We start from the raw sequence: 25,032 nt of genomic DNA, 5'->3' as shown, positions 1-25,032 counted from the left end.
GTTGCCTCGTTTTTGTCGGCGCCTGCTGCGATCATGCCGCTCACATCGTCAAGCGAGGAGCGATCATGACCGAGGCCCCCGAGTCCCCCTGTTTCCCCGGCTACGAGACGCTGGGTGAGATCTACTGCGTGTCCTTCGTCCGCGGCATCTCCCCGGAAGAAGCCCTCCGCCGGTTCGGCGTGGACGAGGAGACCCTGGAGGAGGTCGACTTCGACGAGCTGGGCCATCGCTCGGTGGAGGCCATGAGCGAGGACGCGGCCGGTTTCGTCGGCGCCGCCCGGATCGGCGACTGGACCGTGCTCATCGAGCCGGGCGGCTGGCAGGTCGCCGTGGACGAGGACATCTACACGCGGGTCTCACGCGGGACCGAAGTCGTGTCGGTCTGCCGCCACGAGTACGCCGAGGACTCCTTCGCCTACATCGTCGACGGCGCTCCGGTGGTCCACTTCACCCCGGACATGCCGGACGACCGCTCGGGCAGCGACCCCGACCGCTTCGTCGACCAGATGCGCGAGGTCGGGCTGGACCCCGACCACGACATCGAGGGACCGGACATCGTCGACTCACTGGGAGGCGCCTTCGCCTTGGCCGGCCACATCACCGGCCTCCCCACCTCGACAGACCTGCGCACCCTGCGCTTCCTCGGCGCGGACCCCCTCGAAAGCTGAGCAGCTAGCCAGCCACGACCGTGTCGAGCGAGGCAGTCTCCAGCGGGTCCAGGCGCACGCCCTGACCCGTCTGTACGGCATGCATGATCTCCACCTCGCTCAGCGTCGCCCGGCCCACAACCAGCCCACGCCGCTCCTCACACCAGCGCAGCAGCGAGCGAGGCTTGGCGACAGGGGCAGCGAAGTGCACCAGGCTGACGTACCAGCGGTCTCGGACCAGCTGATCCCGCGTCTCGTACTCCAGATCATGGACCCCACGCTCCAGAAGACCCTGGGCGAGACGTTGCTGCAGGGTGACGATCGTGTCGCCGACCGGGCGGCCGGCCACCAGGACACCGCCCGGGTGCGGCACGATCCCCACCAGGTCGATTTCGATCGGAGACAGCCCCGCGACAGCCGCCCGCAGACACTCCGCGTAGACCAGACGACGGGGATCATCCGCCGAGATCACCGACCGATAGCGCTCCAGAGCCCTGAGCGTGAAGTGCAGCACCCGCCGGTCATGCACCCACTGCCCAGACCCCGCCGCAGCACCCGCAGAGGCCGCCAGCTCAGCCAGACGATCCAGAACCTCCCCCGTAGGCCGGAGGATGGCCGAGGCCCCCCACCGCCCGCCTTCGTGCAGCGGTTGCTCCACGAAGGTCTGGCCGGTCTCGATGGCTTTGCGCCCGTCTTCGTACATCTGGGCGAAATCGTGCATCGAGGCATTATGCCAACGCCCTGGTCATTTCGCCCGCGTCTTGGACAGCGCGGCCATGACCGCGGCGAGCACGGGAAGGGCGGCGGCGAAGGAGAGAACCGTCTCCCACGGGGTGTGGAAGGAGCCCCTGGGCGGAACCTCGAGGTAACCGACCGGGGCCGTGGCCGGCCACACCAGGAGCATCCCGACCGTCACCCCGATGACGACGCCGGGCAGCGCCCCGCACAGCGTGGCCAGCCCGGTCCGCGTGACCGCCGACAGGCGGAGGGACGGCCTGCCGGTGGCGCGCGTGAGGGTGCGCGCCGCGCGGCTTCGAAGGCCGGCGCGGCGGCCGGCGACGAGCCCGGCGCTGAGCGCGATGGCGGCCGCTGTCGAGACGGGGACGATCCCCCTCGGGGTCGGCTGGTACCCCCGCTCGACATGGACGTCCTCCTGGCCCAGGTGTCCCTCGAGCCGCGCCTGCTCCGCCTCGGTCGTGCGGTGGAGGGCGGGGTCGATGATCAGCTCTTCCGGCTGCGGGCGCATGCCCAGCTCGTGCAGGAGCTTCGTCGGAAGGAAGATGCCCTGCGTGGTGGGGTCCGAGGATCTCGCCGGGTAAGCGGGGATGGCCTCGGCCGACAGTGTGTCATCGGGGTTGGACGGGGCGGGCTTGTATTCGATCGTGATGGCGTCGATCTTCTGGGCGTCGGATGTGATCAGTACGGCGACGCCCTCGTCGTACGGCGTAGCCGGATCTCCGGTGAGATAGCGCAACAACGCCTGGTCACCGACGAACAGGGTTGGCTGCTCGTAGCGGTCCATCCCCTCGGCCTCCACCCGAAGCAGACTCGGCTGCTCAGGACCGTCCCGCTGAACGATCGGCACGCCCGGCAGCTCCCGCTCGATGGCCGCCCGGACGGGCGCGGCGTCCAGCCAGACGCGGGCGACCAGAGCGCCGGGCCTTGCCTAGGGGCGGTACTCGACCCTGTCCCGCTCGGACTCTGCGGCGGCGACGACGATGACCGTGACGGCGAAGGCGGTCGACATCAGCACGACGGCGATCCGGCCAGCCACGTGGCGCGCGTTCCGGGCCAGGTCGGCGGCCGCGAGCCGGATCACCGGAAAGAGCCGGGAGGTGCCCCTCCGCACCATGGTCAACGCGGCCGGGATGAAGGCTCCTGCCACCTCCGGTCGGGGCGATCGGCCGACGCTCTCGCCAGAACGACCGCCAGCCACCAGAGCGCCGCAGGCGCCCCTAGGAACACGCCCAGAACAGGGCGGACATTAAGTCGGTGGCCATCATTCGCCGAGCGTACGGAGCCGCCTCCGACCGATCAAGGGCGGGCGAACCAGCGGGCCGCTGACGGGGTGAGGAGCAGGATCACCAAGGTCAACGGGAGGAGCAGCTGCGGAAACGCCACCGCCCAGCGGAAGGGACCGTCGACGGCGAGGGCCGCGAGCTGGACGGCTTCGCGGAAGGCGACGACCGCGATGATCCCCCACCGCCCCGAGGGCCAGAGGTAGAAGAAGCGGATCAGCAAGATCGTGGTCACGACATGGGCGATCAGGTAGAGCACGCCCGCGACACGGAAGTCCTGGCCCATGGACGCGAGAACGGCAGGGCCGGCCACGAGCCAGACCGTGCTGAAGAGGATCTCGAGCAGCAGCAGGCGACGGCTGACCCGGACGGCCAGGGGCGGGGTCAGCGGTCGAACCAGCGGGCGGCCGGGGTGCGGCTGAGCAGGATGACGACGATGAGCGGGAAGCCCAGGCTGAACAGGTTCCCGATGCCGTTCTGGCCGCCGTCGAGCTCGATGAGCTCGTAGATCCAGGTCAGCACGCTGAAGCCCTCGGCGGCCAGGGCGACGTAGCGGGCCCAGCGCTTGCGGGAGCGGAAGCGGAGGGCGGCGAAGAGAAGGAGCAACAGGCCGAGCAGAGCGGGAAGGAGCATCAGCAGCTCCAGCCCCACGCCGGCGCTGAGCAGCGTGGGGAGGACGAAGGCCAGGGCGAGCAGCCCGAATCCCACCTGGACGAACATGATCACCCGGGCGGTGGATACCTCCGAGGGGAGGTACTCCTTCGCCGGAGCGGGCGACGGCAGCTTCGGGGTTTCCGACATTCAAGACCTCAAGGGAGAAAGCGCGACTGGGGGGAGCCTGATCATAAGAGCCGCCCAGCCGGCCCGGCTAGGCCAGCGAGGTCACGAGTTCTCCCTGCTCGAAGCGGCGGACGGCGACGAGCCGGCCGGCGGAGAAGCCCTCCACCCGGATCGAGCGGGAGCCGAGGTCGAGCGAGACCTTGGCGACGCCGTCGACGTCGACCGAGGCCCGGGGGCGGCCGTCGACGTAGATGTCCGCGCGGTCCACGCCTTCGGCGGCGATCTGGAGGTCGCCGTCCCCGAGCGTGACCTCGAAGCTTCGCCGTACCCCTCGGGAGAGTTCGGCGCCCGCACGGGCGAACAGGTCACGCGAGCCGTGCAGGACGTCGTCCCGGGTGGTGGCGTGGACGAGGTCGGCGGCCACGCCGAAGTCCTCGATGGCGACGCCGGCGGCCGGGCCGACGCGCAGCAGACGCATGATGGCGACGGACAGCCCGGCCCCGCCGGGCAGCGGCCGGTAGGGGAACTCGCCGGGCGCGTTGAGGACCTGGAGGAAGGTGGTGTGCTTCCAGACCGCCGCGCCTCCGGCGCCGGTGGTGGGGTCGGTGCCGATGACGGGCCCGAGCCGGTGGTCCTGGAAGCCGGCGGCGAAGATGTCCGCGGCGGAGTAGCTGCGCGCGTCGGTGAGCAGGACGAGCGGCCCGAGGTAGGACTGCGGGACACGGGCCAGGTCGCGCGCGTCGGTGATCGGCAGGCCGGCGGAGTACGGCGAGCCGGTCTCGATGGCCTGTTCCAGCGACGGCACCCAGCCGCCGAGCCAGTCCTGGCTCCGGCAGATGCGCAGGTTGAGCTCGGAGCTGAGGAACTGCAGCGGCTCGGAGGCGAGCGGCCCCGGGGTGAGCGCCTGGAGGCAGAGCTCGGCGGCTTCGGCGTATCCGCCCCCGTTGCCGCGGATGTCGAGGATCACCCCGGCGGGCGGCATCTGGCCGAGCAGCCGGATGAACTCGTTCACGAACAGCGGGATCGCCACGTCCCCCGGCAGGTTGTTGGGGTGGAAGCTGCGGATGCGCAGGTGGCCGAAGTCGCCGCTGGGCGTGGTGAGCACGCGGGCCTCGAACATCTCGGCCAGTTCGCCGCTGACCGGGATGTCGCCGGGGCCGGCGACCACGGTGGCGCCGGCGTCCTGCTGTTCGGCGATGTGCGGGGCGAACAGCAGGGTGCGCAGCCGGGCGAGCTGGCGGCCCTCGATGTCCACCGCGAGCGTACGGCCGGCCCCCACCGAGCCGTCGGCGGCGGCCGGGGCGAGCCCGGCGGGCACGAGCCATTCGGCGGCCACCGCGCCGGGCTCGCCGTCGAGGTCGAGGAAGTCGATGAGGATGAACTCCTCGTCGGGCGGCCCGCCGAAGGCCAGCGAGCGCACGGTGAAGGTGTCGACGGCACGGGCGTGCCGCGCGGCCGGGTTGGCGCCGGGCAGCCGGTCGGCGTAGAGCTGGACCGCCCGGTCCATCGGCACGCCGTTCCAACGCAGCAGCTCGACCCCGGGACGGAAGCGCCCGGCGGGCGGCGGCCGGCCGTCGGGCGCGTAGAGGTAGCGCCGCCGCCCGCCGGCCGCGAAGTCCTTGATCCGGAAGGGCAGGAAGGCGGCCGCCCCGGAGAAGGGCGCGGGCAGCGAGTAGCGGGTGTGCAGGTCACGCAGCGAGTTGAAGATCGACACCAGCTCGGCGTGGAACTCCCACTCGGGCGTCTCCGGGCGCAGCCGCGCCAGCAGGAGCCGCAGCCGCTGCACCGGGTTGATCGCGTACCGCGTGGTCTTGAGCGGCAGGTTGACGTAGTTGCGCTCCAGCACCAGCAGCGCCTGCTCGGCGATGGCCCGGCGGCCTTCGGGGGCCAGCCGGCCCGCGGTGGCCAGGAACCGCGCCAGCGGGACGGCCGCGACGGTGTCCTGGAGCGTGATGGTTTCCACGGTCATGGCGCGATTGTGGGCACCGGCCCGCCGCGGCTACATGAGTAAGCCCCTACTCAAGCTCAGGCGGCGACGGCCTTCGACCGGTCGGTCGCCATCAGGATCGCCATGCCGCCGAGCACTGAGCCGGTGACGTAGCGCTGGATGCGCAGCCAGGCGGGCCGGGCGGCGAGGAAGGCGGCCAGCGCGCCCGCCGAGATCGCGATGAGCCCGTTGACGGTGGTGGCGACCACGATCTGCACCGAGCCGAGCGCGAGGCTCTGGCCGAGCACGTTGCCCGCCGCCGGGTCCACGAACTGCGGCAGCAACGACAGGTAGAGGATCGCGATCTTGGGGTTGAGCAGGCAGGTCAGCAGTCCCATGGAGAACAGCCGCCGGTTGGAGGCCACTTCGAGCGCCTGCGGCTCGAAGGCCGAGGCGCCACCCGGTCGCAGCGTCTTCCAGGCCAGCCACAGCAGGTAGGCCGCGCCGCCGAGCTTGAGCGCGGTGTAGGCGGCCGGCACCAGCGTGAAGATCGCGGTCAGGCCGAGGCAGGTGGCGGCCAGGTAGAGCGTGAAGCCGAGGAACACCCCCGTCAGCGAGATCAGGCCCGCGCGGCGGCCCTGGGTGATCGACCGGGAGATCAGGTAGATCATGTTCGGTCCTGGCGTCAGCACCATGCCCAAAGAAACCAGGGCAATTCCCAGCAATCCACTCGACATGGGCCAAGCGTAACGAAACACGGAGGGTAATCACGCCATTACCCGGGAACACGGACCGCATGCAGTTCGACGACGATGCCAAGCTCGACCCGTCCCAGATCGAGGACGTGCGGGCGTCCGGTCAGCGGCCGGGCCGCAGCGGCGGTGGCCTGCCCGGCGGCTGCGCCGTACCCATCGGGGGCAAGGGCGGCTGCCTGCTGCTCCTGGTGGCGGTCGCCGCGCTCTTCCTGTTCAAGCTGGTCCCGTCCACGCTGACCGACGAGCCGGCGCAGCCGCAGGGCGGCCAGCAGGTGCCCGCGGCCAGCCCCTCGGGCAACCTCGCCGCCCGCTGCCAGACCGGCTCGGACGCCGACCAGTCGGAGGACTGCCGCATCGTCGGCATCGTCAACAGCATCCAGGCCTACTGGAAGCAGGCCTTCAGCCAGCGCGGGCGCCAGCCGTACACGGCGGCCAAGACCGTGCTCTTCTCCGACCGCGTCCGTACGGCATGCGGCACGGCGGATTCCAACGTGGGCCCCTTCTACTGCCCCGGCGACCAGAAGGTCTACCTCGACCTGTCCTTCTTCAACACCCTCCAGCGCCAGTTCGGCGCGCAGGGCGGCCCGTTCGCCCAGGCGTACGTGATCGCCCACGAGTACGGTCACCACGTCCAGAACCTGCTCGGCACCATGGACCGGGTCGGCAACGACCGCCAGGGCGCCACCAGCGGCGCGGTCCGCCTCGAACTGCAGGCCGACTGCTACGCCGGCGTCTGGGCCAAGAACGCGGTCGAGACCGGCTTCTACTCAGAGCCCTTCACCCAGGCCGACATCGACCAGGCCCTCGACGCCGCCGCCGCGGTCGGCGACGACAGCATCCAGCGCCGCTCGCAGGGCATGGTCGTGCCGGACGCGTTCACCCACGGCACCTCCGCCCAGCGGGCCAAATGGTTCACCACGGGCTACGAGTCAGGTAACCCCAGCCGCTGCGACACGTTCACGGGCGCGATATAGGGCAGTTCCCTCCCTATGGACTTCAGGGACGAAGCCGAACTAGACAGCTCACAAGTTCAGGACGCCGGTCGGGGCGGCGGGTTCCCCGGCGGCGGTCTCGCCATAGGCGGCGGCATCACCGGCATCATCGCGCTCATCGTCGCGCTCGTCTTCGGCGTGGGCAGCGGAGGCGGAGGCGGCGAGGGCGGCCAGCCGGCCGGCGTGCAACCCACTTCCAACCTCTCCGAGCAGTGCCGCACGGGCGCCGACGCCGACCAGTCGGAGAAGTGCCGCGTGGTCGGCGTGGTCAACAGCATCCAGGCCTACTGGCGTGAGGCGCTGCCCGGCTACGAGCAGGCCAAGACCACGCTCTTCTCCCAGGCGGTGCAGACCGGGTGCGGCGACGCCACCTCGGCGGTCGGGCCGTTCTACTGCCCGAGAGACCGCCGCGTCTATCTCGACCTGACCTTCTTCGACCAGCTCCAGAGCCAGTTCGGCGCCAAGGGCGGCCCCTTCGCCCAGGCGTACGTGATCGCTCACGAGTACGGTCACCACGTCCAGAACCTCACCGGCGGCCTCAGCGGCGGCGGTTCGGTCGGCACCGAGCTCCAGGCCGACTGCTTCGCCGGCGTCTGGACCAAGAACGCGGTGGACACCGGCTTCTTCGAGGCCCCCTTCACCGACGCGCAGATCGCCGAGGCGCTCGACGCGGCCGCGGCCGTCGGCGACGACCGGATCCAGGAGCGCACCCAGGGCCGGGTCGACCCCGACTCCTTCACCCACGGCAGCTCCGAGCAGCGCGTCAACGCCTTCAAGACCGGTTACGCGGGCGGCGACCCGAACGGCTGCAACCCCGCGGGACTGCAGTGAGCGCGCGCGAGCGGATTGTCTCCTAAACTCGATGAGGTGATTTTTAAGTTGGTGGGCGACGGCCGCCCCTATCCCGATCATGGGTTGAGCAATCGGGAATGGGCGCAGATTCCGCCTCGGCAGGTGCGGCTCGATTCGCTGATCACCACCAAGGCGATGCTCGACCTGCACTCGTTGCTCGCCGCCGACTCCACGTTCTACGGCGACCTGTTCCCGCATGTCGTCCAGTGGCGCGGCGAGCTCTATCTGGAGGACGGGCTCCACCGGGCGCTCCGCGCGGCCCTGCACCAGCGTTCGATCCTGCACGCCCGCGTGCTGGACATCCAGTGACACCTGACCCGCGGTAACACCTGCGGAAACGCGTCAGGGCCCCTGCCGGAGCAGGGGCCCTGATTCGTCTGGCGGTGGTGGAGGGATTTGAACCCTCGAAGGAGTTGCCCCCTTACGCGCTTTCGAGGCGCGCGCCATCGGCCACTAGGCGACACCACCGTGGAGCAGCTTACCGGATCCGGCGAGCGGCGAAGAACTCCTTGAGCAACCCGGCACATTCCTCCGCCAACACGTCCAGGATCACCTCGGGGCGGTGGTTGAGGCGGCGGTCGCGCACGACGTCCCACAACGAGCCGGTCGCGCCGCCTTTCGGGTCCGCCGCGCCGTACACGATCCGGTCGACCCGGGCGAGTACGGCGGCGCCGGCGCACATGGTGCAGGGTTCCAGAGTGACGACGAGGGTGCAGCCGCCGAGCCGCCATGTCCCCAGCCGGGCGGCGGCGGCGCGCAGGGCCAGCACCTCGGCGTGGGCGGTGGGGTCGGCCGTGGCCTCGCGGTCGTTGCCGGCCTCGGCCAGCACGGCGCCGTCCGGGCCGAGCACGACGGCGCCCACGGGCACCTCGCCGCGCTCGGACGCGAGCCGTGCCTGGGCGAGCGCCAGCCGCATGGCCGCGTCGTAGGTCACCGCAGGCGGTCGAGCTCGTCGGCGAAGCCGAGCTTCTCGGCGATCACCGAGAGGATGTCGGCGGGCAGCACGCCCTCCTCCATGCTCAGCTCCATGAGCTCCTCGGCGCTCATGCCGAGGTCGCTCAGCAGTTCGAGGTCGCCGGCCGGGCGGACGCCGAGCTCGGTGGAGTCCTTGTCCGGGACGAAGCCGGCGAACTCCGCGAACAGCTCGCCGAGGCTGGAGGGCCCGACGGCGTGCGCGTCGGAGAGGAAGACCCGCGGCTCCTCCACGCCCCGGTAGCGGGCGATGGCGAACCACTCGTCCTCGACCTCCACGCACAGCAGGGCCAGCTCGTCGCCGGTCAGCCGCAGGGCCTCGCCCGTCGCGTCGCCGAGATCGTCCACGAGCTCGGCGCCGCTGAGATCCACCTCCGCCCCCGACCAGCCGTCGGGGGTGCGGACGAAGGCGGCGGCGAAGACAGCGCTGGAGACCATGGGCCGAGCTCCCGGTTCAGCCGAAAACGGAGTCGATCGCCCGCTCGAAGGGCTCGGAGAAACCCAGCCGGGCGGCGATGCTGGACAACACGTCCTCGGGGTGCAGGTCGATGTCACCGGAGAGGATGCCCAGCTCCATCTCGTCCAACCCGAGGTCCACAAAGATCGACAGGTCGCCCGCGGGCAGCACGGTGTCCTCGTCGAGGATCTCGTCGAGCTCGTCCTCGTCGGGGACCGGCACGTCGAGATACTCCAGCACCTGCTGCGCCAGCGGGAAGTCGAGCGCCGCGGCGATGTCGGAGAGGAACACGTCCACCCGGTCGCCCAGCACCCGCAGCGCCACGAAGAACTCGTCGCCCACCGCGATCAACCCGATCGTGCCGCTCTCACTGGGCTGCTGGCGCAACGCGTGGAGGAGGCCGTGCAGGTCCGACGTCAAGGCCACCGGCAACAGATCGGCGTACCACCGGTCGTCTTCGCGGTAGACCACGATGGCGAAGTCGAGCGCGTCCTCGTCTGTCATTGCCCACCCCCACTGCGCATGGTTTCAGAACCGGCCACTCGTCGTGGGCCGCTCCTGCCAAATTGTGATCAAAACCAGGGACGCGACGTGCCGCCTCCTCCCACACAAGATAGCGTTGTCCCTTATGGAGACCCTTGTCGTCGATCATCCGCTCGTGGCCCACAAGCTCACCACGCTGCGTGATGTCAACACCGACTCGCCCACCTTCCGTCGCCTGGCGGACGAGCTGGTGACCTTGCTGGCCTACGAGGCCACTCGTGACGTCCGGGTGACCGACGTGACCGTGCAGTCTCCCGTCTCCGAGGCCCACGGCGTACGGCTGGCCTCCCCGAAGCCGCTGGTGGTGCCGATCCTGCGGGCCGGTCTGGGCATGCTCGACGGCATGACCCGCCTGCTGCCCACCGCCGAGGTGGGCTTCCTGGGGATGATCCGCAACGAGGAGACCCTCCAGGCGGAGACCTACGCCACCCGGCTGCCCGACGACCTGTCCGGCCGCCAGTGCTACGTGCTCGACCCGATGCTGGCCACCGGCGGCACCCTGGTCGCGGCGATCCGCTTCCTGTTCGACCGCGGCGCCGACGACGTGACCGCGCTGTGCCTGCTGGCCGCGCCCGAGGGCCTGGCCTACATGGACAAGGAGTTCGCCGACTCCGGCCGGCCGATCCGCGTGGTGACCGCCTCGCTGGACGAGCGGCTCAACGAGCACGGCTACATCGTGCCTGGTCTCGGCGACGCCGGTGACCGTCTCTATGGCGTTGTCTGAGTAGCTCTTTCCCTTCACCAAGCTCGCCGCTTCGTTACATACTGTGTTCTCACGGGTACGTACAGTGAGGAAGGCATCTCCTCCGCGTTACTGACGCGGATCTTTGGGAGCACCATGAGCGAGCGAATCGAAGCGGATCCCGGTCCGTATGAAGAGGTGGAGTCGGCGTTGCGCGACGAGTTCGCCGGCGTCCACTCCGCCTCGACGGTGACCCGCTGCGTCGAGGCGGCGCACTACGGGGCGCTGGAGGTCACGGGCTACGCCCACCCCGGCCTGGTGGAGCGCATCGCGCGCAAGCACCTTCACGTCCTCGCGCTCGTCGCGAGCGAGCGCGGTTAAAGAAGATCAAGACTTACCGGCGAAGTTACGCTTTACCCGGCCAGTGAGGTGGGTAATGTACTCGGCGGGTGTAGTGGGTAGTAAGTACGGAGGCGACAGTGCAGGTCAAGAAGTATGCCATCTGGGGGGGTATCGCGTTTGTCGCGTACTTCCTCTTCGCGAGGCCCGCGGACGCGGCTGATGCCGTCAGGGGCGCTCTCGACACCGTGTTCAACGCAGCCGACTCTCTCGCGCACTTTGTGACCAGCATCGCATGAGACTTGTGACCCACGGGGACGCTGCTCCGTCGTCGGTCAACCGTTACCTACTCCCCCACGAACAGCCACACATCATGGTGCGGCGACACCCCGCCGTACTACTCCGTCCGGTCGCCGAGGTCTTCGGCGGCCTGATCATCGCCGGACTGCTCAGCCGCTTCTTCGGCGAGGGAAACAGCAGCACCGCACTCGTCGTGGTGTGGTGGCTCTGGTTGCTGTTGCTGATCCGCTTTGTCTGGAAAGTCGCCGAATGGTCAGTTGACTACTTCGTCGTCACGACAAAGCGGATCTTGCAGACGACCGGGCTCATCACCCGCAAGGTCGCGATGATGCCCCTCGGCAAGGTCACGGACATGAGCTTCCAGCGTTCCCTGATGGGCCGCCTGCTCGGTTACGGCGAGTTCATCCTCGAGTCGGCGGGTCAAGATCAGGCCTTGTCGCGAGTGGGGTACATTCCCTACCCCGAAACGCTCTATCTCGAGGTGTGCTCGATGCTATTCCCGGGCGACGACAAGGGTGATGATTAATCCTCTCAGGTAGGGATTTCCTGGCGCGGGGATACCCGATCGGGCCACTTCATGCAATCATTGCGTGTTGTTGACCCTTCCCCGCCCTGAGAGATGAGATGCCGAGTCAGGGAACCATCGGTGACCGCGTCCGCGGACTGCGGCTGAACAGGCGGATGTCTCAGGCCCAGCTGGCCGGACCGGACCTGTCTGACAGTTATGTCTCGCTCATCGAGTCGGGTAAGCGCACGCCCACGCCCGTCGTCGCGCGCCTGCTGGCCGAACGCCTCGGCTGCACGACCGAGTTCCTCCTGCACGGCATCGAGCCGCGCCAGCGCATCGACACCGAACTCGGCCTCCGTCATGCCGAGCTGGAGCTGCGTCACGGCGACGCCGCCCTGGCCGCCGAGCGGTTCAACGAGATCGTCAAAGCGGTCGGCGAGGAAAACGCCATGCTCGCCGCCCAGGCCCGGCTCGGCCGCGCCCGCTCCCTGGAGGAGCAGGGCCGCCTCGGGCAGGCCGTCGAGGCCATGGAGCGGCTGCGCGCCGAAGCCTCCGCCCACCCCGAACGCCTGGCGGACCTGCCGCTGACCATCGCCCTGAGCCGCTGCTACCAGCGCGCCGGCGACCGGTTGCGCGCCCGCGACCTCGGGCTGCACGCGCTCGGCCAGATGTCGCGCCTCGGCGTCGACCAGGGTGAGCTCGCGGTCGACCTGGCCGCCACGCTGATCGAGATCGGCGAGGACAACCCCACTGAAATCGCTTTCCTCAGGCGGGTGCTGGAGACCAACGGCGTTCCCGAGGTTCTGGACCGTTCCGCGGAGATCCGCACGCTGTGGGAGGCCTCCAAGGCCGCCGCCGCCGGTGAGGACTCCGCGCTGGCCGTCCGCCTGGCCGACGACGCCATCGCCGCCGGCCGTCCGGCCCGGCTGGGCCTGCAGCTCGCCCGGGCCGCCATGCACTGGGCGCGGCTGGAGTCGTGCCCGGTGGCCGAGGCCGAGGAACACGTCACCGCCGCCGCCCGCGCCCTGTCGGTCTTCACCGCCACCCGTGGGGAGCTCGGCGAGAGCCAGGTCATCCACGCCCGCGTCCGGCTGCGGGCCGGTGACCCGGCGCGCGCCGGCGAGCTGGCCACCACGGCGCTCGAACTGCTCGGCGAGGCCCCCGGCACGGTGACCGCGCAGGCGCACCTCGTGCTCGCCCAGGTCTCCCTGGGCCTCGGCGCCGACGCCACCGGCTCGCTCACCAGCGCCCGCGCCCTGCTGACCGCGCTGGAGGGCCCGCTCTACGGCGCCAACCGGCAGGCGGCCCGCACCTGGCGCGAGCTCGGTGATCTCTTCGGCCAGGTCGGGGCGCGAGCAGACCAGACGTCCGCGTATCGTAAAGCGCTCGAGGCCGCCGGAGTGCGCTCGGCGCTGGCCGGCGTGACCGTCCACGCAACCACCCCTCGTTGACCTCCGGATTTGTCTTTGGGCCCTGGAATAATTAGGGTCTACCAGTCATTGACTCATAGGATGACTGGTTTCCCCGGAGGAGGCGGACTGTGAGTCTGCGTACGGCGCAGCGAGCTTCGCTCGTCGACCAGGTGATCGACCAGCTCAAAGAGCAGATCACCTCAGGTTCGTGGTCGATGAACCGCAAGATCCCGACCGAGACTGTCCTGGCTGAGCAGCTCGGAGTGGGGCGGAACACCGTCCGCGAGGCCGTCCGCGCGCTCACCCACGCCGGACTGCTGGAGTGCCGTCAGGGGGACGGCACCTACGTCCGGGCCACCAGCGAGCTGTCCGGCGCCATGTTGCGCCGCCTGCGTCAGGCCGAGCAGCTCGAGATCCTCGAAGTGCGGCGAGCCCTCGAGGTCGAGGCCGCCCGCCTGGCCGCCACCCGCCGCAACGACGAGGACATCGTCCGCATCGAGGCCGCGCTGGCCGCCCGTGACCGGGCCTGGGAGTCCGGCACCGCCGAGGAGTTCGTCGAGGCCGACCTCGTCTTCCACATGGCGATCGTGCACGCCACCCACAACCTCGTGCTGATCGACCTCTACGAGGACTTCTCCGCCGCGCTGCGCGCCAGCATCACCGCCGCCGGCACCTCGCTCAACAAGAGCTACATCCCGCACGACGCCATCGCCCGCGCCATCGCCGCCGGCGACGCCACCGCCGCCGAGCGCGCGGGGCACGCGTGCATGGAGCACATCCTCATCGCGCTCACCGACCAGGACTGACCCGCCGCGTGCCACGCGCTCCGACGGCTCACGGCCGGAGCTGGGCGGCGTGGTCGCGGGCGAAGTCGGCGAACGACCGGGCCGGTCGGCCGACGACGTCGCTGAAGTGGGTCGTGGTGTAGTCGCCCCAGTTGGCGGCGTAGGCCCTGCCGTACTCGACGGAGACCTTGGCGTCCCATTCGGGGAAGCCGGCGCCGAGCATGGCCTCCAGCACGCCCTCCTCCGGCACCGGCTGGTAGGTCGCCCCCACCGCCGCCGCGGCCTGCTGCAGCGAGATGCTCTCCGGGCCGGTGAGCGTGTAGATCCGGCCGGCGTGCGGCGCGGGGTCGGCCAGCACCCGGGCGCCGAACTCCGCGATGTCGCGCACGTCGATCATGCCGAGTCGCCCGTCGCCGAGCCCACCGTACAGGGTGTCGCCGTTGACCGAGCCGAACAGGTTCTGCATGAAGAAGGCGGGCCGGATGATGGTCCAGGCGATGCCCGAGGCCTGCAGTTCGAGGTCGGACAGGGCGTGCAGGCGGCCGTTGCGGGTGGGCGCATCATGGGCGGCGCCGATGGCCGACAACCGCACGATGTGCTTGACCCCCGCCTGGCGAGCCGCCCAGACCGCATTGCCGCTGGCGTGCGGCGAGCTGGGGCCCATCGCGGTCAGCAGCCACAGGGTCTCGACCCCGTCAAACGCCTCGGTGAGCGTCTCGGGGTGGTCGAGGTCGCCCACGAACACTTCCACGCCCTCGGGAGCCCTTGCCGGGTCACGCACCAGGACTCGTACATTCTCTGTGGAGGGCAGCGCGCGGATCAGGGCGGACGACACGTTTCCGGTAGCACCGGTGATCAGGATGGTCATGAGAAGACCATATAGTCAGTTTTAGTGACAGTCAATATCAGTGACTAATTTGGAGGCGGCGTGAGGCGGAGCGAGCGCAAGCAGACCGATCCCGACCTGGGGATCCTGGTGGCCCGGTTGCTCTTCGGCCTGCAGCGGGACATGGTCCGTGACCTGGACGACCGGCAGGGGCCGGGGCCGAAACACGGCGCGGTGCTGGCCTATCTGGACGAGGAGGGCAGCCGCGCGACCGACCTGGCGACCCTGTCGGGCCAGCACAAGCAGGTCATCGGCACGCTGATCGACGAGCTGGTGGAGCTGGGCTTCGTCGAACGCCGGCCGGATCCGAGCGACCGGCGGGCCAAGCTGGTGGTGCCCACGGCCAAGGGCGTGGAACGCATGAACCGCTCCGACGAGGTCGTCGCCGGGATCGAGCGACGCTACGCCGAAGCGGTCGGTGAGCAGGAGTTCGCCGCGTTCAAGGCGACCCTGCGCAAGCTGGTGGAGATCAGCCGAGGCGCAGCGACATGACCAGGTAGCGGAAGGCGGGCTGGGCGTCACCCGGCACGTCGGAGACGAGCGCGGGACGCGTCGGCGAGTCCATCGCGATGCGCGCGAACTCCGACTCGACGCCGCTCAGCCCGTCGAGCAGGAAGTGCGACTGGAACCCGATCTGGATGTCGTCGCCCCGCAGCTCGCAGTCGAGCACCTCGACGCCGCGCCCCAGCTCGCCGCCGCCCGCCTGGATCTTGACCTGGCCCTGGGTGAAGGTCAGCCGGATCGCGGTGTTGCGCTCGGCGACCAGCGCGACCCGCTTGATGGCGTCGATGAACGGCGCCACCCGCACGTCGGCCTTGATCGACCAGTCGCTCTGCAGCCGCGCGCGGTAGTCGATGAACTGCTCGTCGAGCAGGCGCACGGTGGTGCTGCGGCCCACGCTCTCGAAGCCGGCCACGCCGCCGCCCATGGCGATCGCCACCTCGCCGCCGCGCAGCGACTTGGCCACCTCGACCAGCACGCGTGCCGGGACCATCGCCGAGACCGCCGCGTCGGCCTGCGCCGGACGCCAGGTGAAGTCGCGGGCGGCGATGCGGTAGCGGTCGGTGGCCGCCATCGCGACCTCCGCGCCCTCGATGTCCACCCGGATGCCGGTGAGCATCGGCAGTGTGTCGTCCCGGCTGGCGGCGGGGGCCACCTGGCTCACCGCCGAGGCGAAGACGCCGCCGCCGATGTGGCCGATGACCGGTGGCATCTTGGGCATGGTGGGGAAGTCCTCGACCGGCATGGTGACCAGCCCGAACTCGGCCGACCCGCAGGTCAGCACCGCCTCGGCGCCCTCGGTCACCAGCTCGACGCTGTCACCCGGCAGCGCACGGGTGATCTCGGCCAGCAGCTTGCCGGGGATCAGCACGCTGCCCCGCTCGGAGACGTCGGCGTCGACCGTGGCCTGGGCCGAGACGTCGTAGTCGAAGGCCGAGAGCGTGAGCTCCTCGCCCGCCTCCAGCAGCAGGCCGGAGAGCACCGGCGCGGCGGGGCGGCTGGGCAGGACCCGCGCCGCCCAAGCCACGGCCTCGGCCAGCACATCGCGACTCACCCGAATTTTCACGTGATCTACCCCTTCGTCCAGCGGGCCATGAGAGAAAAATATCTGGCCCCACCGACAGAAGCGGGAGTCAGCCCCGGCTCAGCGGCCCCTCAGGCGTGCGCGCGCCCCCAGGCTAGCCGCGGTTGGCAGCGTTCAGGTACGCCAGAACGGCCAGTACCCGGCGGTTGTCGTCGTCGGACGGCACGAGGTCGAGCTTGCCGAAGATCGAGGCGGTGTGTTTCGCCACCGCGCTCTCGCTCAGGAAGAGCCGCTGCGAGATGGCCGCGTTGGAACGGCCCTCGGCCATCGCCTCCAGGACCTCGCGCTCGCGCGGCGTCAGGCTGCCCAGCGGCTCGTCGCGCCGGTTGCGCGCCAGCAGCTTGGCGATCACCTCCGGGTCCATGGCGGTGCCGCCGGCCGCCACCCGGCGCACCGCGTCCACGAACTGGCCGGCGTTGAAGACCCGGTCCTTGAGCAGGTACCCGATCGCGCCCGCGCCGTCGGCGAGCAGCTCGCCCGCGTAGAGCTGCTCGACGTGCTGGGAGAGCACCAGGATCGGCAGGCCCGGGATGCGTTCGCGGGCGGCGAGCGCGGCCTGCAGGCCCTCGTCGGTGAAGGTGGGCGGCAGCCGTACGTCCACGATGGAGACGTCCGGCCGCAGCTCGATGAGGGCCTTGTACAGCTCGGGGCCGCTCTCGACCGCGGCCACGACGGTGAAGCCGTGCGCCTGCAGCAGGTGGACCAGGCCGTCGCGGAGCAGGTAGAGGTCCTCGGCGACGAGCACGCGGTTCACGCGCGCACCGCCTGGGCCGACAGCAGCGAGGCGAGGACGTACATGGAGGCTCCCAGCAGGATCATGAAGACGATCATCGGCCATTGCCACGGCTCGGGCAGGTGCAGGGCCAGGAACCACGACTTCTCCGGCACCGCCAGCGCCTTCAGCACCCCGGCCACGATGCCCTGAGGAAAGGTCGGCAGCCAGGCGGTCAGCCAGCAGGTGGCCACCACGATCGCCTTCCACCTCGGCATCCGCGGCAGGGCGCTCGCCCAGTGGTCGGACAGCACCTTCGGGAACTCCAGCGTCACCGTGGTCGGGCCGCCGGGCGGGCTGTTCAGCGCGACCACGCCGTCGAAGGCGGCCAGGCGGCGCTCGATGCCGTACAGGCCGCTGCCGTTGTCCGGGTCGGCGCCGCCGTGGCCGTCGTCGGTGACGGTGATGCGCAGGTCGGGGCCACGATGGCTGACGTCCACCCGCACCGAGGTGGCGTCGGCGTGCCGTACCGCGTTGTTGAGCAGCTCGCTGACGGCGAAGTAGGCGGCGGCCTCGACCGGCGAGGAGGGCCGCTGGGCCAGGTCCACCGTGACCTCGACCGGGAGCGGGCAGTCCAGCGCGAGCGCCCGGACGGCGTCGGCCAGGCCGCGCTCGGCCAGCACCGGCGGGTGGATGCCGCGGACGACGCGGCGCAGCTCGACGAGCGCCTCGGCGGAGGCCTCGCGGGCCTTGACGACCAGCGCCCTGGCCGCGACCGGGTCCTTGTCGACGAGTTCCTCGACGGCGCCGAGGGTCAGGCCGAGCGCGACCAGGCGGGCCTGGGTGCCGTCGTGCAGGTCACGCTCGATGCGCCGCATCTCGGCCGCCTGCGAGTCGTTGACCAGGCTGCGCACCTGGGTCAGGTGCCGCACCTCGCCGGCCAGCCGGCTGCTCTCGGTGTGCCCGAGCAGCAGCTCGGCCCATGCCCGGTAGACCCGCAGGCCGCGGCCCGGAACGAGCAGCAGCATCGGGGCCATCAGCACCTTGACCGGCGGGTCGAGCAGCAGCCAGAACGCGTCCCGCCAGGTCTGCGGGTCGTGCAGCAGCCACTTCCAGCGGTTGTTCCAGGCCGGGATACGCGGCGTCTTGTAGAGCGTGCGGTCGGAGCGGTACCAGCCGTCGGCGCCGGGCCGCGGCGGCGGGGGCGCCGGCCGGTACGGCGAGGCGATCCCGGCGATCCGCCGGGTACGCTCGGCCAACCGGCGGATGGCCATCGCCTGCGGCGGGAACAGGAAGACCAGGCCGAGCCCGAAACACAACACCAGCACCACCATGGACATCGCCAGGACGACGACCTGCACGACGATCATGGCGAGGAGGGAGAGGACCCGGGGCATGTCCCAAGTGTCCTCGATGTCGCCGCCCATCCGGTATTGCAGCTAGGTACACCCTTCCCGGCACCCAGCCGCATACCGGGGACCGAGCGCGCTTCCTAGCGTTCTGGCCATGGCCCTCATCGAAGTCACCAAGCTCCACAAGCGTTACGGCGACCACGTCGCGGTCGACGACGTCAGCTTCTCCGTCGCCGAGGGCGAGATCTTCGGCGTGCTCGGCCCGAACGGAGCGGGCAAGACCACCACGGTCGAGTGCCTGTCCGGGCTGCGCTCGCCCGACGGCGGCACGATCCGGATCGCCGGGTTCGACCCGCTCACCGAGCGGCGCGAGATCCGCCGCATTCTCGGCGTCCAGCTCCAGAGCTCCGAACTGCCGGAGAAGATCAAGGTCTGGGAGGCGCTGGAGCTGTTCGCCTCCTTCTACGGCGAGCGACCCGGCGACCTGCTCGACCGGGTGGGGCTGACCGCCAAGCGCGAGGCCTACTTCGGCAAGCTGTCGGGCGGCCAGAAGCAGCGGCTGTCCATCGCGCTGGCCCTGGTCGGCCGGCCCCGCGTGGCGATCCTGGACGAGCTGACCACCGGGCTCGACCCGGCGGCCCGGCGCGAGACCTGGGACCTCATCCGCGAGGTGCGCGACTCCGGCGTGACGATCGTGCTGGTCACCCACTTCATGGAGGAGGCCGAGCGGCTCTGCGACCGGCTCGCGGTGATCGACGCCGGGCGCGTGGTCGCCGTGGACAGCCCGGTCGGACTGATCGACCGGGTCAACGGCGAGCAGCGGCTGCGTTTCCGCCCGTCCGGCCCGTTCGACGAGTCGGTGCTGCGCGGCCTGCCCGAGGTGACCGGCCTGGCCCGCGACGGCGCCCAGATCGCGGTCACCGGCACCGGCAACCTGCCGCACGCCGTCACCCTCGCCCTGGCCTCGGCCGGGATCGTCCCCACCGACCTGCGCATCGAGCAGGCCACCCTCGACGACGCCTTCCTCGCGCTCACCGGAAAGAAGCTGGCATGAAGCAGATCCTCATCACCGAGACCAAGCTGCACCTGCGGGAGCCCTGGTCGATCCTGTTCACCCTCGGGCTGCCGCTCACCCTGCTCGTGGCGCTCGGCCACATCCCCGACCTGAGCAAGCCGGACCCGAACCTGGGCGGCGAGCGCTTCGTCGACGTCCAGTTGCCGGTGTCGATGATGTTGCTGGCGTTGTGCACGGTGGCGTTCAACGTGCTGCCCGGCGTGCTGGCCACCTACCGCAAGCAGGGCGTGCTGCGCCGGATGTCGACCACGCCGGCCAGCCCGGCGGCCATGCTCACCGTGCAGTTGCTGATCAACACGGCCCTCGGCGCGGTCGCCGTCGTGGTGCTGCTGGCGGCCGGCCGGCTGGTGTTCGGCTCGGCGCTGCCGTCCGGGGTGGCCTTCGTGCCGGTGCTGCTGCTCGGCACCGCGGCGCTGATGGCGATCGGGCTGCTCATCGCCGCCGTCGCACCCAGCGCCAAGTCGGCGCCGCTGATCGGGACGGCGGTGATGTTCCCGCTGCTGTTCATGGCCGGGATGTGGATCCCGCGCGACGTCATGCCGCCGGCGCTCAAGACGATCAGCGACTACTCCGTCGCCGGGCCGTTCGTGCAGGCCCTGCGCGACACCTGGTCCGGGCAGCCGCCGCAGCTCGCGCACCTCGCGGTGGTCGCCCTGGGCGTGCTGCTCTTCGGCGGCCTCGCGGTCCGGCTGTTCCGCTGGGAGTGAGCGCGCTAGCGGGCGTAGGCCGGGGCGGCGCCGCGCACGTTGGTCATGAGCGCGTAGACCGAGCTCGACGCGGTGACGAAGAGCCAGTTGCGCTTGAGCCCACCGAAGACCAGGTTCGAGCACTTCTCCGGCAGCAGGAAGCGGCCGATCAGCGTGCCGTCCGGGTCGAAGCAGTGGACGCCCTCGTGCGTCGCCGCCCAGACCCGGCCGGTGTCGTCGAGCCGGATGCCGTCGAAGCTGCCTGCCGTACAGTCGGCGAAGACGCGGCTGCCGCTCAGCTCGCCGGTCGCGGCGTCGACGTCGAAGACGCGGATGTGCTTGCGGCGGGTGTCGACGACGTACAGGAGCGACTCGTCCGCCGAGAAGGCCAGGCCGTTCGGGCGGATGAAGTCGGTCGCCACGGCGGTCAGCTCGCCGGTGGCCGGGTCGAGGCGGTAGACCTGGTCGTTGCCGATCTCGCTCTCGGCGCGGCCCGGGCCCTCGTAGTCGCTGGTGATGCCGTAGCTCGGGTCGGTGAACCAGATGCTGCCGTCGGAGCGCACGACCACGTCGTTGGGGCTGTTGAGGCGCTTGCCCCGCCAGCGGTCGGCCAGGACGGTGATCGAGCCGTCGGCCTCGGTGCGGGTGACCCGGCGGTTGCCCTGCTCGCAGGAGACGAGCCGGCCCCGGGCGTCGAGGGTGTGGCCGTTGGTGTAGCCGGCCGGGCTGCGGAAGACGCCGACCGCGCCGGTCATCTCGTCCCAGCGCATCATCCGGTCGTTGGGGATGTCGCTCCAGACCAGGTAGCGCCCGGCGGGCACGTACGTCGGGCCTTCGGCCCAGCGGCACCCGGTCGCGATGCGCTCCACCCGCTCGTCGCCGCCGACGCCCTCGAAGCGCGGGTCGAGAGCTTCAAACTCGGCCACCATGGATTCCATCCGGAAAACCTCCATGTTCACCGGATAGCATATGGCAATGGACGAGATCGACCGAACGCTGATAGGCCTCTTGCAGGAGGACGCCACCCGCTCCTACGCCTCGCTCGGCGCCGCGGTGGGCCTGTCCGGGGCCGCGGCACACGAGCGGGTGCGCAAACTCCGCGAGCGCGGGGTGATCCGGCGGACCACCGTCGAGGTCGACCCGGCCGCCGCCGGGCGCGGCGTGCTCGCCTACGTGCTGATCGAGGGGAACACCTGGATGGGCGGGACGGCCGACGCCCTGCGCGCGATCCCGGAGGTCGAGGAGGCGCACGTCATCGCCGGGCCGGCCTCCCTGCTGGCCAAGGTCCGTACGGCGAGCACCGCCGAACTGCAGCAGGTGCTCAGGCGGCTGTTCGAGGTCGAGGGCGTGTCCAGCACGCAGACCATCGTGGTGCTGGAGAGCTTCTTCGAACGCGGCGTCCACGTCCCGCCGCTCTAGACTCCTGAGATGGCCGTATTCGCGCACATCAGCGACATCCACATCGGCGCCACCGACCAGAGCGTCCCGCGGACCGAACGGGTGCTGCGCCACCTCAACGAGCTGCCCGGCCGGCTCGACGCCATCCTGGTCACCGGCGACATCGCCGACCACGCCCTGCCGGAGGAGTACGAGATCGCCCGCGCGCTGCTCAAGAGCGACGTGCCGGTGATCGTCTGCCCCGGCAACCACGACCAGAACCCGGAGGCTTTCACCGCCGCGCTGGGCCCGGTCAACCAGGCGCTGCGGCTGCCGGACCTGACCATCGCGCTGGCCGACTCCAGCCTGCCCGGCCGCGACGACGGCTACCTCGGCGACGAGGCCCTCGCCTGGCTCGACGAGGTGCTCGGCGAGCGCCCCGACCTGCCGGCCTTCGTCGGCTTCCACCACCCGCCGATCAAGCTGGGCGTGCCGTACGTCGACTCGATCATGCTCCAGGCAGTGGAGCGGCTCGAAGCCCTGCTGGTCCGGCACGCCAACGTGGCCGGCGTGCTTACCGGGCACGCGCACACCAGCGCTTCCGGCACGCTAGCCGGGCTCCCCGTGATCGTCGCGCCGGGCGTGCTGTCCACCGGCCTCACCCCGGTCGAGACCAGCGGGCGCGTCCCGGTCTCCTACGACCTCCCGCCCGCCTACGCCCTGCACGTCTTCGAGGGCGGGCGCCTGGTCACCCACTTCCGGCCGGTGCTGTGATGTCCCAGGTCCCGTGGAACAGCAAGGAGCTGAGCGTCGGCCAGCTCGCCGAACGCAGCGGCATCGCCGTCTCTGCGCTGCACTTCTACGAGTCCAAGGGGCTCATCACCAGCCGGCGGACCGCCGGCAACCAGCGCCGCTACCACCGCGACACGCTGCGCCGGGTGGCGTTCGTACGGCTCGCGCAACGCCTCGGCATCCCGCTCAACACCATCAAGGACGCCCTGGCGACCCTGCCGGACGGGCGCACCCCCACGCGCGGCGACTGGGCCCGCCTGTCGGCCGCCTGGCGCACCGAGCTCGACGACCGCATCGAGCAGCTCCAGCGGCTGCGCGACGACCTCACCGACTGCATCGGCTGCGGCTGCCTGTCCCTCGACCGCTGCGCCCTGGCCAACCCGTTCGACCGGCTCGGCGACCAGGGGCCGGGCGCCCGCAGGCTGGACACCCGGCTCAATCCCCCCGCCGGGTCAGCCCTTCCTGGGGACGACCATGATCGGGCGTCGTGCGTGGTGGAGCACGTGGTTGGAGACACTGCCGAGCAACACTGACGCCACCCCGTTGAGTCCACGCGACCCGGTCACGATCACCGAGGCGTCGATGTCGTCGGCGGTGTCCAGGATGGTGCGCCAGATCGACTCGGTGTCGGCCACCGCCCGGGCGCTCACCTCGGTCAGCCCCGCCTGCTTGGCCAGCTCAGCGCCCTCGGCGGCGTTGTGCTCGGCCGCGGCCTGCGACTCGGCCGACGGATCGGCGGCCAGCAACGCGGCGCCCGCGGCCGGGTAGTGCCGCAACTGGACCAGCAAGGGTTCCCACACCGACAGGACGACCACCGGCTCGGGCTTCAGGTGCTTGGCCGCGTACTCGATGGCCGCCTTGGCGTCTTCAGAACCGTCATATGCGATCAAAATACTCATATCTGGTGGAGCACCGCGACGATCACGTTTGTTTCCCGGCGGGCTGTCTGATGGGTCACACGAGCTCGGCCAGCGAGGTGATCACCGTGATCCCCTCTTCGACGTGCGTCCCGCCGGCCTTGCGGTCCAGCCAGTAGGCGCGCAGGCCGGCCGCCTTGGCGCCCAGGGCGTCGACGTCGTACTTGTCCCCCACGTAGGCCACTTCGCCCGGCTCCATCCCCAGCAGCTCGCACCCGGCTACGAAGATGCGCGGGTCCGGCTTGGCGCAGCCGTACTCGTGCGAGCAGAGAATCACGCTCTCCTCGAAGAACCCGCTCAGCCCGATCGCGCTGAGCTTGCCGCGCTGGTGCTCGATGGAGGAGTTGGAGATCAGGCCCAGCCGGTAGCGCCCGGCCAGCGCCTCGAGCGCCGGGGCCGCGTCGGGGAAGGCGGACCACTTCTCGTTGCGCCGGGCCGCGTACCCGGCGAACCACGCGTCCGGATCCTCGGCCTCGATCCCGAGCTCGCCCAGGAAGCGCGCGGTGCGGAGGCGCTGCTGCTCCTTGAAGGTGACCTCGCCGGCGAGGAACCGCGCGTACTCCTCCTCCATGATGTCCCGCCACCTGGCCACCGCCGCCTCCGGCGAGGGGAAACGCCCCAGCAGGCCTTCGGCGGTCAGATGGCCGACGACGGCCGAGTGCTCGGAGCTGGTGTAGTCGAAGAGCGTGTCGTCGATGTCGAAGAGCATGCCGCGAATCGTCACGCGGCCACCCTAGGACCTGACCGCGTAGCTCCCGAGCGAGGGCTCCATCAGCTCGAACACCTCCCGCGCCGCCGCCCCGACGACCTCGGCGATGCGCGCGTTGTCCACCCCTTCCAGGGTCAGCTCCATGATGCGCTGCAGCAGCACCCGGTAGGGAGCGGCCAGTTGCACCGCCACCAGCCGGGACACCGTGCCCTCCGCGTCGCCCGTCTCGGCGGCCAGCAGCCGGGCGAGGGCCTCCTCTCGCTGCTCCATCAGCTCCCGCAGCCGGGCCACCAGCGTCGGCGAGTCCACGATCATCCGCGCGAAGCCGTCGCGGGTGAAGCCGAGCATGGGATCCTGCCGCTCGGCCGCCTCCAGGAAGACCCGCCTGAGCGCGGCCAGCGCCGACTCGCCGGGCGCGCGCTCGGCGACGATGGCCGCCAGCGTGGCCACGAACTGCTCGTGGTGGTCGAAGGCCAGGTCCTCCTTGCGGGCGAAGTAGTTCGTGACCGTCTTCTTGGCCACCCGCGCCGCCTCGGCGATCTCGGCGATCGTCGTCTGCTCGAAGCCCTGGTCGATGAAGAGGCGGGTGGCCTTGTCGGAGATCTCCTGGCGGGTCTCGCGCTTCTTCAGCTCACGCAGGCCGAGCATTTTTACGTCGGACATAAATTTCCTCTTGACGATCCGATGCTTCGGTCGTAATCTTACCATCGTCGCAAGTTTCGCTCAATGGAAGGCGCTGTATGCCAGAGTCGATTCGGATCAAACTTCCGGACACCATCACCGACGCCACCGCTCGCCTGCACACGCCACGGTTGCCGCGCCGCTCCGCCGTACCGGCTCTTGACCAGAGCCCCGCACCACGGCCCCACCTCCCGCGCCGCACCGCCGCAGTCCCGCGCCGCGCCGCCTACTGACCCGGCCCACCTCCAGCCAGGAGCCGACCTGACCGTTTCCCGCACCACCGCCGCCCGC

At 70.5% G+C, this 25,032-nt stretch carries 33 protein-coding genes and 1 tRNA gene; 15 read left to right on the top strand and 19 right to left on the bottom strand.

Annotated elements, in window-relative coordinates; translation table 11 throughout:
• The first annotated feature begins 65 nt into the window (after positions 1–65).
• Entirely contained in the window at positions 66–668 is a 603-nt protein-coding gene (locus tag ACIBG7_RS16780) for a DUF6461 domain-containing protein (RefSeq protein ID WP_397336773.1), read from the top strand.
• Between the two features lie 4 nt (positions 669–672).
• Here ACIBG7_RS16780 and ACIBG7_RS16775 read toward each other — a convergent pair whose 3' ends face one another.
• From ACIBG7_RS16775 to ACIBG7_RS16745, 7 genes are all read right to left on the bottom strand, one after another.
• The gene (locus ACIBG7_RS16775; RefSeq protein WP_397336772.1) at positions 673–1,368 is read right to left on the bottom strand and encodes a 2'-5' RNA ligase family protein; all 696 of its coding nucleotides are present in this window, start codon (positions 1,366–1,368) and stop codon (positions 673–675) included.
• Positions 1,369–1,392: 24 nt separating this feature from the next.
• Positions 1,393–2,232: a hypothetical protein gene (locus ACIBG7_RS16770; protein WP_397336771.1), complete on the bottom strand. Its 840-nt coding sequence runs from the start codon at positions 2,230–2,232 to the stop codon at positions 1,393–1,395.
• A gap of 81 nt (positions 2,233–2,313) precedes the next feature.
• Positions 2,314–2,532, bottom strand: coding sequence for a hypothetical protein (locus tag ACIBG7_RS16765; protein ID WP_397336770.1), 219 nt, complete (start codon positions 2,530–2,532; stop codon positions 2,314–2,316).
• A 149-nt stretch (positions 2,533–2,681) separates the two neighbouring features.
• A complete protein-coding gene (locus ACIBG7_RS16760; protein ID WP_397336769.1) occupies positions 2,682–2,978 on the bottom strand; it encodes a hypothetical protein in 297 nt (98 codons plus the stop codon).
• A 71-nt stretch (positions 2,979–3,049) separates the two neighbouring features.
• Positions 3,050–3,466, bottom strand: coding sequence for a hypothetical protein (locus ACIBG7_RS16755; RefSeq protein ID WP_397336768.1), 417 nt, complete (start codon positions 3,464–3,466; stop codon positions 3,050–3,052).
• 67 nt (positions 3,467–3,533) lie between these two features.
• Positions 3,534–5,414 carry a S41 family peptidase gene (locus ACIBG7_RS16750; RefSeq protein WP_397336767.1) on the bottom strand — a complete coding sequence of 627 codons (1,881 nt, stop codon included), beginning with the start codon at positions 5,412–5,414 and terminating at the stop codon, positions 3,534–3,536.
• Between the two features lie 56 nt (positions 5,415–5,470).
• Positions 5,471–6,067, bottom strand: coding sequence for a LysE family translocator (locus tag ACIBG7_RS16745; protein ID WP_357928946.1), 597 nt, complete (start codon positions 6,065–6,067; stop codon positions 5,471–5,473).
• Positions 6,068–6,168: 101 nt separating this feature from the next.
• Between ACIBG7_RS16745 and ACIBG7_RS16740 the strand changes: the two genes are divergently transcribed.
• From ACIBG7_RS16740 to ACIBG7_RS16730, 3 genes are read left to right on the top strand one after another with little or no spacing between them, the layout of a single operon-like run.
• Entirely contained in the window at positions 6,169–7,101 is a 933-nt protein-coding gene (locus ACIBG7_RS16740) for a neutral zinc metallopeptidase (protein ID WP_357928481.1), read from the top strand.
• Between the two features lie 15 nt (positions 7,102–7,116).
• Entirely contained in the window at positions 7,117–7,950 is an 834-nt protein-coding gene (locus ACIBG7_RS16735; protein WP_397336766.1) for a neutral zinc metallopeptidase, read from the top strand.
• Positions 7,951–7,986: 36 nt separating this feature from the next.
• Positions 7,987–8,280: a type II toxin-antitoxin system VapB family antitoxin gene (locus ACIBG7_RS16730; RefSeq protein ID WP_357928477.1), complete on the top strand. Its 294-nt coding sequence runs from the start codon at positions 7,987–7,989 to the stop codon at positions 8,278–8,280.
• 69 nt (positions 8,281–8,349) lie between these two features.
• On the opposite strand, the gene ACIBG7_RS16725 is transcribed toward ACIBG7_RS16730, so the two are convergent.
• The 4 genes from ACIBG7_RS16725 to ACIBG7_RS16710 all read right to left on the bottom strand — a co-directional run bounded on the left by ACIBG7_RS16725 (position 8,350) and on the right by ACIBG7_RS16710 (position 9,904).
• A tRNA-Ser gene (locus ACIBG7_RS16725) sits at positions 8,350–8,439 on the bottom strand.
• 10 nt (positions 8,440–8,449) lie between these two features.
• Positions 8,450–8,887: a tRNA adenosine(34) deaminase TadA gene (tadA, locus tag ACIBG7_RS16720; RefSeq protein WP_397337124.1), complete on the bottom strand. Its 438-nt coding sequence runs from the start codon at positions 8,885–8,887 to the stop codon at positions 8,450–8,452.
• Positions 8,888–8,901: 14 nt separating this feature from the next.
• Positions 8,902–9,381, bottom strand: a complete 480-nt coding sequence (locus ACIBG7_RS16715; RefSeq protein ID WP_357928474.1) for a tRNA adenosine deaminase-associated protein — start codon at positions 9,379–9,381, stop codon at positions 8,902–8,904.
• Positions 9,382–9,397: 16 nt separating this feature from the next.
• Positions 9,398–9,904 carry a tRNA adenosine deaminase-associated protein gene (locus ACIBG7_RS16710; protein WP_357928472.1) on the bottom strand — a complete coding sequence of 169 codons (507 nt, stop codon included), beginning with the start codon at positions 9,902–9,904 and terminating at the stop codon, positions 9,398–9,400.
• 124 nt (positions 9,905–10,028) lie between these two features.
• Here ACIBG7_RS16710 and upp point away from each other — a divergent pair, with 124 nt between their 5' ends.
• From upp to ACIBG7_RS16685, 5 genes are all read left to right on the top strand, one after another.
• Positions 10,029–10,667: a uracil phosphoribosyltransferase gene (gene upp / locus ACIBG7_RS16705; protein ID WP_357928468.1), complete on the top strand. Its 639-nt coding sequence runs from the start codon at positions 10,029–10,031 to the stop codon at positions 10,665–10,667.
• Positions 10,668–10,781: 114 nt separating this feature from the next.
• Positions 10,782–11,006: a hypothetical protein gene (locus ACIBG7_RS16700; protein WP_357928466.1), complete on the top strand. Its 225-nt coding sequence runs from the start codon at positions 10,782–10,784 to the stop codon at positions 11,004–11,006.
• 253 nt (positions 11,007–11,259) lie between these two features.
• Positions 11,260–11,790 (top strand): PH domain-containing protein, encoded by a 531-nt coding sequence (locus tag ACIBG7_RS16695; protein WP_357928460.1) that lies wholly within the window; start codon positions 11,260–11,262, stop codon positions 11,788–11,790.
• Positions 11,791–11,888: 98 nt separating this feature from the next.
• On the top strand, positions 11,889–13,223 hold the full coding sequence (locus ACIBG7_RS16690; RefSeq protein ID WP_397336765.1) for a helix-turn-helix domain-containing protein: 1,335 nt from the start codon (positions 11,889–11,891) through the stop codon (positions 13,221–13,223).
• 89 nt (positions 13,224–13,312) lie between these two features.
• Positions 13,313–13,990 carry a FadR/GntR family transcriptional regulator gene (locus tag ACIBG7_RS16685; protein WP_357928455.1) on the top strand — a complete coding sequence of 226 codons (678 nt, stop codon included), beginning with the start codon at positions 13,313–13,315 and terminating at the stop codon, positions 13,988–13,990.
• Positions 13,991–14,018: 28 nt separating this feature from the next.
• Here ACIBG7_RS16685 and ACIBG7_RS16680 read toward each other — a convergent pair whose 3' ends face one another.
• On the bottom strand, positions 14,019–14,837 hold the full coding sequence (locus ACIBG7_RS16680) for an SDR family oxidoreductase (RefSeq protein WP_357928453.1): 819 nt from the start codon (positions 14,835–14,837) through the stop codon (positions 14,019–14,021).
• A gap of 60 nt (positions 14,838–14,897) precedes the next feature.
• Between ACIBG7_RS16680 and ACIBG7_RS16675 the strand changes: the two genes are divergently transcribed.
• A complete protein-coding gene (locus tag ACIBG7_RS16675; RefSeq protein WP_357928450.1) occupies positions 14,898–15,347 on the top strand; it encodes a MarR family winged helix-turn-helix transcriptional regulator in 450 nt (149 codons plus the stop codon).
• Here ACIBG7_RS16675 and dnaN read toward each other — a convergent pair.
• The 3 genes from dnaN to ACIBG7_RS16660 all read right to left on the bottom strand — a co-directional run bounded on the left by dnaN (position 15,325) and on the right by ACIBG7_RS16660 (position 18,549).
• Positions 15,325–16,422, bottom strand: a complete 1,098-nt coding sequence (gene dnaN, locus ACIBG7_RS16670; RefSeq protein WP_357928448.1) for a DNA polymerase III subunit beta — start codon at positions 16,420–16,422, stop codon at positions 15,325–15,327. The two genes, ACIBG7_RS16675 and dnaN, sit on opposite strands and share 23 nt — an antisense overlap.
• Positions 16,423–16,534: 112 nt before the next feature.
• Positions 16,535–17,194, bottom strand: a complete 660-nt coding sequence (locus ACIBG7_RS16665) for a response regulator transcription factor (protein ID WP_357928445.1) — start codon at positions 17,192–17,194, stop codon at positions 16,535–16,537.
• Positions 17,191–18,549 carry a sensor histidine kinase gene (locus ACIBG7_RS16660; RefSeq protein ID WP_397336763.1) on the bottom strand — a complete coding sequence of 453 codons (1,359 nt, stop codon included), beginning with the start codon at positions 18,547–18,549 and terminating at the stop codon, positions 17,191–17,193. Before ACIBG7_RS16660 ends, ACIBG7_RS16665 begins: the two co-directional genes overlap by 4 nt.
• 109 nt (positions 18,550–18,658) lie before the next feature.
• Between ACIBG7_RS16660 and ACIBG7_RS16655 the strand changes: the two genes are divergently transcribed.
• Together ACIBG7_RS16655 and ACIBG7_RS16650 are read left to right on the top strand one after the other, a co-directional pair.
• The gene (locus ACIBG7_RS16655) at positions 18,659–19,558 is read left to right on the top strand and encodes an ABC transporter ATP-binding protein (RefSeq protein ID WP_357928440.1); all 900 of its coding nucleotides are present in this window, start codon (positions 18,659–18,661) and stop codon (positions 19,556–19,558) included.
• Entirely contained in the window at positions 19,555–20,286 is a 732-nt protein-coding gene (locus ACIBG7_RS16650) for an ABC transporter permease (RefSeq protein ID WP_397336762.1), read from the top strand. Before ACIBG7_RS16655 ends, ACIBG7_RS16650 begins: the two co-directional genes overlap by 4 nt.
• A gap of 5 nt (positions 20,287–20,291) precedes the next feature.
• On the opposite strand, the gene ACIBG7_RS16645 is transcribed toward ACIBG7_RS16650, so the two are convergent.
• Positions 20,292–21,203, bottom strand: coding sequence for an SMP-30/gluconolactonase/LRE family protein (locus ACIBG7_RS16645; RefSeq protein ID WP_397336761.1), 912 nt, complete (start codon positions 21,201–21,203; stop codon positions 20,292–20,294).
• 37 nt (positions 21,204–21,240) lie between these two features.
• On the opposite strand from ACIBG7_RS16645, the gene ACIBG7_RS16640 reads away from it, so the two are divergent.
• The 3 genes from ACIBG7_RS16640 to soxR are packed head-to-tail and all read left to right on the top strand — an operon-like array spanning position 21,241 to position 22,967.
• The gene (locus ACIBG7_RS16640; RefSeq protein ID WP_357928432.1) at positions 21,241–21,684 is read left to right on the top strand and encodes an Lrp/AsnC family transcriptional regulator; all 444 of its coding nucleotides are present in this window, start codon (positions 21,241–21,243) and stop codon (positions 21,682–21,684) included.
• A 9-nt stretch (positions 21,685–21,693) separates the two neighbouring features.
• Positions 21,694–22,416: a metallophosphoesterase gene (locus ACIBG7_RS16635; RefSeq protein WP_397336760.1), complete on the top strand. Its 723-nt coding sequence runs from the start codon at positions 21,694–21,696 to the stop codon at positions 22,414–22,416.
• Positions 22,416–22,967 carry a redox-sensitive transcriptional activator SoxR gene (soxR, locus tag ACIBG7_RS16630; protein WP_357928427.1) on the top strand — a complete coding sequence of 184 codons (552 nt, stop codon included), beginning with the start codon at positions 22,416–22,418 and terminating at the stop codon, positions 22,965–22,967. Before ACIBG7_RS16635 ends, soxR begins: the two co-directional genes overlap by 1 nt.
• Here soxR and ACIBG7_RS16625 read toward each other — a convergent pair.
• From ACIBG7_RS16625 to ACIBG7_RS16615, 3 genes are read right to left on the bottom strand one after another with little or no spacing between them, the layout of a single operon-like run.
• Positions 22,887–23,333, bottom strand: a complete 447-nt coding sequence (locus tag ACIBG7_RS16625) for a universal stress protein (RefSeq protein WP_397336759.1) — start codon at positions 23,331–23,333, stop codon at positions 22,887–22,889. The two genes, soxR and ACIBG7_RS16625, sit on opposite strands and share 81 nt — an antisense overlap.
• A 55-nt stretch (positions 23,334–23,388) precedes the next feature.
• Positions 23,389–24,075 carry an HAD family hydrolase gene (locus ACIBG7_RS16620; protein WP_397336758.1) on the bottom strand — a complete coding sequence of 229 codons (687 nt, stop codon included), beginning with the start codon at positions 24,073–24,075 and terminating at the stop codon, positions 23,389–23,391.
• A gap of 9 nt (positions 24,076–24,084) precedes the next feature.
• Positions 24,085–24,723: a TetR family transcriptional regulator gene (locus tag ACIBG7_RS16615; RefSeq protein WP_357928418.1), complete on the bottom strand. Its 639-nt coding sequence runs from the start codon at positions 24,721–24,723 to the stop codon at positions 24,085–24,087.
• Positions 24,724–25,032: the final 309 nt, after the last annotated feature.

This window comes from Nonomuraea sp. NPDC050328, from assembly GCF_044459405.1.
Classification (GTDB): domain Bacteria; phylum Actinomycetota; class Actinomycetes; order Streptosporangiales; family Streptosporangiaceae; genus Nonomuraea.
This window is presented reverse-complemented; position numbering and strand designations above follow the sequence as displayed.

Bases quoted from the DNA above. Each gene is read 5' to 3' on its own strand.
- ACIBG7_RS16780 (WP_397336773.1), top strand. From the start codon at position 66: ATGACCGAGGCCCCCGAGTCCCCCTGTTTCCCCGGCTACGAGACGCTG.
- ACIBG7_RS16775 (WP_397336772.1), bottom strand. From the start codon at position 1,368: ATGCACGATTTCGCCCAGATGTACGAAGACGGGCGCAAAGCCATCGAG.
- ACIBG7_RS16755 (WP_397336768.1), bottom strand. From the start codon at position 3,466: ATGTCGGAAACCCCGAAGCTGCCGTCGCCCGCTCCGGCGAAGGAGTAC.
- ACIBG7_RS16750 (WP_397336767.1), bottom strand. From the start codon at position 5,414: ATGACCGTGGAAACCATCACGCTCCAGGACACCGTCGCGGCCGTCCCG.
- ACIBG7_RS16745 (WP_357928946.1), bottom strand. From the start codon at position 6,067: ATGGTGCTGACGCCAGGACCGAACATGATCTACCTGATCTCCCGGTCG.
- ACIBG7_RS16740 (WP_357928481.1), top strand. From the start codon at position 6,169: ATGCAGTTCGACGACGATGCCAAGCTCGACCCGTCCCAGATCGAGGAC.
- ACIBG7_RS16735 (WP_397336766.1), top strand. From the start codon at position 7,117: ATGGACTTCAGGGACGAAGCCGAACTAGACAGCTCACAAGTTCAGGAC.
- tadA (WP_397337124.1), bottom strand. From the start codon at position 8,887: ATGCGGCTGGCGCTCGCCCAGGCACGGCTCGCGTCCGAGCGCGGCGAG.
- ACIBG7_RS16715 (WP_357928474.1), bottom strand. From the start codon at position 9,381: ATGGTCTCCAGCGCTGTCTTCGCCGCCGCCTTCGTCCGCACCCCCGAC.
- ACIBG7_RS16710 (WP_357928472.1), bottom strand. From the start codon at position 9,904: ATGACAGACGAGGACGCGCTCGACTTCGCCATCGTGGTCTACCGCGAA.
- upp (WP_357928468.1), top strand. From the start codon at position 10,029: ATGGAGACCCTTGTCGTCGATCATCCGCTCGTGGCCCACAAGCTCACC.
- ACIBG7_RS16700 (WP_357928466.1), top strand. From the start codon at position 10,782: ATGAGCGAGCGAATCGAAGCGGATCCCGGTCCGTATGAAGAGGTGGAG.
- ACIBG7_RS16695 (WP_357928460.1), top strand. From the start codon at position 11,260: ATGAGACTTGTGACCCACGGGGACGCTGCTCCGTCGTCGGTCAACCGT.
- ACIBG7_RS16690 (WP_397336765.1), top strand. From the start codon at position 11,889: ATGCCGAGTCAGGGAACCATCGGTGACCGCGTCCGCGGACTGCGGCTG.
- ACIBG7_RS16680 (WP_357928453.1), bottom strand. From the start codon at position 14,837: ATGACCATCCTGATCACCGGTGCTACCGGAAACGTGTCGTCCGCCCTG.
- ACIBG7_RS16660 (WP_397336763.1), bottom strand. From the start codon at position 18,549: ATGCCCCGGGTCCTCTCCCTCCTCGCCATGATCGTCGTGCAGGTCGTC.
- ACIBG7_RS16655 (WP_357928440.1), top strand. From the start codon at position 18,659: ATGGCCCTCATCGAAGTCACCAAGCTCCACAAGCGTTACGGCGACCAC.
- ACIBG7_RS16650 (WP_397336762.1), top strand. From the start codon at position 19,555: ATGAAGCAGATCCTCATCACCGAGACCAAGCTGCACCTGCGGGAGCCC.
- ACIBG7_RS16645 (WP_397336761.1), bottom strand. From the start codon at position 21,203: ATGGAATCCATGGTGGCCGAGTTTGAAGCTCTCGACCCGCGCTTCGAG.
- ACIBG7_RS16640 (WP_357928432.1), top strand. From the start codon at position 21,241: ATGGACGAGATCGACCGAACGCTGATAGGCCTCTTGCAGGAGGACGCC.
- ACIBG7_RS16635 (WP_397336760.1), top strand. From the start codon at position 21,694: ATGGCCGTATTCGCGCACATCAGCGACATCCACATCGGCGCCACCGAC.
- soxR (WP_357928427.1), top strand. From the start codon at position 22,416: ATGTCCCAGGTCCCGTGGAACAGCAAGGAGCTGAGCGTCGGCCAGCTC.
- ACIBG7_RS16625 (WP_397336759.1), bottom strand. From the start codon at position 23,333: ATGAGTATTTTGATCGCATATGACGGTTCTGAAGACGCCAAGGCGGCC.
- ACIBG7_RS16615 (WP_357928418.1), bottom strand. From the start codon at position 24,723: ATGTCCGACGTAAAAATGCTCGGCCTGCGTGAGCTGAAGAAGCGCGAG.